Source organism: Mesorhizobium sp. M2A.F.Ca.ET.067.02.1.1 (assembly GCF_004023285.1).
Classification (GTDB): domain Bacteria; phylum Pseudomonadota; class Alphaproteobacteria; order Rhizobiales; family Rhizobiaceae; genus Mesorhizobium.
Genome location: NZ_RZSB01000821.1, coordinates 1 through 2,497 on the forward strand (window position 1 = coordinate 1; position 2,497 = coordinate 2,497).

The 2,497-nt window shown below is 64.4% G+C and carries 3 protein-coding genes; 2 read left to right on the forward strand and 1 reads right to left on the reverse strand.

The features are described from left to right. Both EOA28_RS32265 and EOA28_RS32270 read left to right on the forward strand, forming a co-directional pair. On the forward strand, positions 1-424 hold a 424-nt coding region (locus EOA28_RS32265; protein ID WP_148670994.1), incomplete at its 5' end, for a TSUP family transporter. Positions 425-476: 52 nt separating this feature from the next. Continuing rightward, the gene (locus EOA28_RS32270; protein ID WP_108702979.1) at positions 477-647 is read left to right on the forward strand and encodes a hypothetical protein; all 171 of its coding nucleotides are present in this window, start codon (positions 477-479) and stop codon (positions 645-647) included. A 419-nt stretch (positions 648-1,066) separates the two neighbouring features. Here EOA28_RS32270 and EOA28_RS32275 read toward each other — a convergent pair. Continuing rightward, the coding region (locus tag EOA28_RS32275) for a cobyric acid synthase (protein ID WP_128315685.1) at positions 1,067-2,497 on the reverse strand (1,431 nt) is incomplete at its 5' end.

Below are 2,497 nucleotides of genomic sequence, written 5' to 3' on the forward strand. Positions count from 1 at the left end.
GCCGAACATGGACGACGTTGACCGCGCCGAGCGGCTGTCGCCCTTCCTGTTCGGGCTGATCATCCCGCCGCTGATCGGCTTCTATGACGGCGTCTTCGGCCCCGGCGCAGGCTCCTTCTACATGCTCGCCTTCGTTACGCTTGCCGGCTACGGCGTGCTCAAGGCGACGGCGCACACCAAGCTGCTTAACTTCGCCTCCAACATCGGCGGCTTCATCGTCTTCGCCGCCGTCGGCGTCATCGACTGGAAAATCGGCCTGATGATGGGCGCAGCACAATTCATCGGCGCCCGCGTCGGCGCGAGCCTTGCCATCCGCATCGGTTCCCGGCTGATCAAGCCGCTGCTCGTCGTGGTCTGCCTGGCCCTAGCGGTCAAGTTGTTAGCCGATCCCGCCAATCCGCTGCGCCAGTTCATTGGTGTATGAAGCGCCTGCTGATAGACTCCAGGCGTTGCGAATCATGTTGGAGGGACCAGACATGAATCTCAGTGCACCCACCCAGATCGTGTTCATTATTTCGTTGGTCATCGCCGTCATCGGCCTTCTTGCCGCTCTTGGCGTTCTTGCATTCATTCCGCTTGCGTCCGTTTGGATCATGCTCATCGCTTACATCGTGCTCGCCGCCGGCTGTTTGATGCGCGGCGCTTGAAATTCGCAGATCTCAGGCATCTCGGAGCGCCCGGCCCTGCCGGGCGCTTTTGATTTGAGGACGCGGTCTGCCTAGCTTGCGCCTTGTCCGACGAGCCAGCGCGCCATCCCAGGATCCAGCGTCGTCGCTTGAGGTTAGCGACAGCATCCCAACTTCGTCATCCACGGGCGGAGCGGGACCGAAGCGGACGCGTAGACCCGAGGATCCATTCCGTTACTTTCGCCGCGGAATGCAGCGGAGCAGAATTCTGCACGGCTGCAACGCCTCGACGTCACGGAATGGATTCTATGGTCTGCGCGCGTCGCTTCGCTCCTTGCTCCGCCATAGAATGACGACCGCATAAATGGCTCGGCTAACCGCCACGACACCGATGCGCAGGGCACATGCGGCTGGTCCGGCCGCTGTGCGGTGGAACGGACCTATCGCGCCAGGCCAAAGATCGCGTCACAGTCGAGATGTCGTTCCAGTTCGACTGCGACCTCGTCCAGCGCCTTCTCGACCTCGGCGCGATAGTCGATGCCGCCGCCTTTGACGCCAAGGCTCTCCAGATAGGCGGCGCGAAAGACGTCGGCGGAAAACAGCCCGTGCAAGTAGGTGCCGATCACCTTGCCGTCGGCGGAGACCGCGCCGTCCTCGACACCGTTTAGGATCGTCGACGGCCGCGCCGTGTCCGGGCCGGTGGTGCGGCCGAGATGGATTTCATAGCCCTCGAGTGGCAGGCCGAACTGCACCGACTGGGCGCTTGAATTGCGCACGGTCTTTTCCGGCTCCATCACCGTTTCGATGTCGAGCAGGCCGAGGCCCTCGGCCTCGGTCACACTGCCTTCGATGCCGTCGGGATCGCGCACCATGCGGCCGAGCATCTGATAGCCGCCGCAGATACCGACGACATGGCCGCCGCGCTTGCGGTGGGCAAGAAGGTCGCGGTCCCAGCCATTCTCGCGGAATTTGATGAGATCGCCGATGGTCGATTTGGAGCCGGGGATGACGACCAGCCCGGCATCCTCCGGAAGCCTCTTGCCCGGCGGCACGAACACCACCTCGACCTGCGGCTCGGCCTTCAGCGGATCGAGATCGTCGAAATTGGCGATGCGCGCCAGCATCGGCACGGCCACCTTCAGCGCCCGCTTCCCGCCGGACGCGAGGCGCTCGAGCACCACGGAATCCTCGGAGGGCAATCGGCCGGCCGCCTTCAGCCAGGGCACGACGCCGAAGCAGGGCCAGCCCGTGAACTTTTCGATCCCCTTGATGCCGTCGTCGAACAGCGAGACATCGCCGCGGAACTTGTTGATCAGGTAGCCGGCGATCATGCGCCGGTCTTCCTCCGGCAGGATGAGATGCGTGCCGGCGACCGAGGCGATGACGCCGCCACGATCGATGTCGCCGACCAGGATCACCGGCACATTGGCGCGCGTCGCAAAACCCATATTGGCGATGTCGCGGCTGCGGAGATTGATCTCGGCTGGCGAGCCCGCGCCCTCGACAATGACCAGGTCGGCGCCCTCGCCGACCTTGGCCCAGGAATCGAGCACCGCGTCCATCAGCTTGGCTTTCATCGCCTGGTAGTCACGCGCCCGCGCCTCGCCATGGACCTTGCCCTGCACCACCACTTGCGAGCCGATGTCGCTCTGCGGCTTGAGCAGCACCGGGTTCATGTGCACGGTCGGCCTCACCCCGCAGGCCAGCGCCTGCAACCATTGCCCGCGGCCGATCTCACCTTCGCCGACCTCGCCGGGAATGTCGGCCACGGCGGCATTGTTCGACATGTTCTGCGGCTTGAACGGCCGGACCTTCAGGCCGCGATTCTTCGCGGCCCGGCAAAGCCCCGCTACCTGCACGGTCCTGCCGAC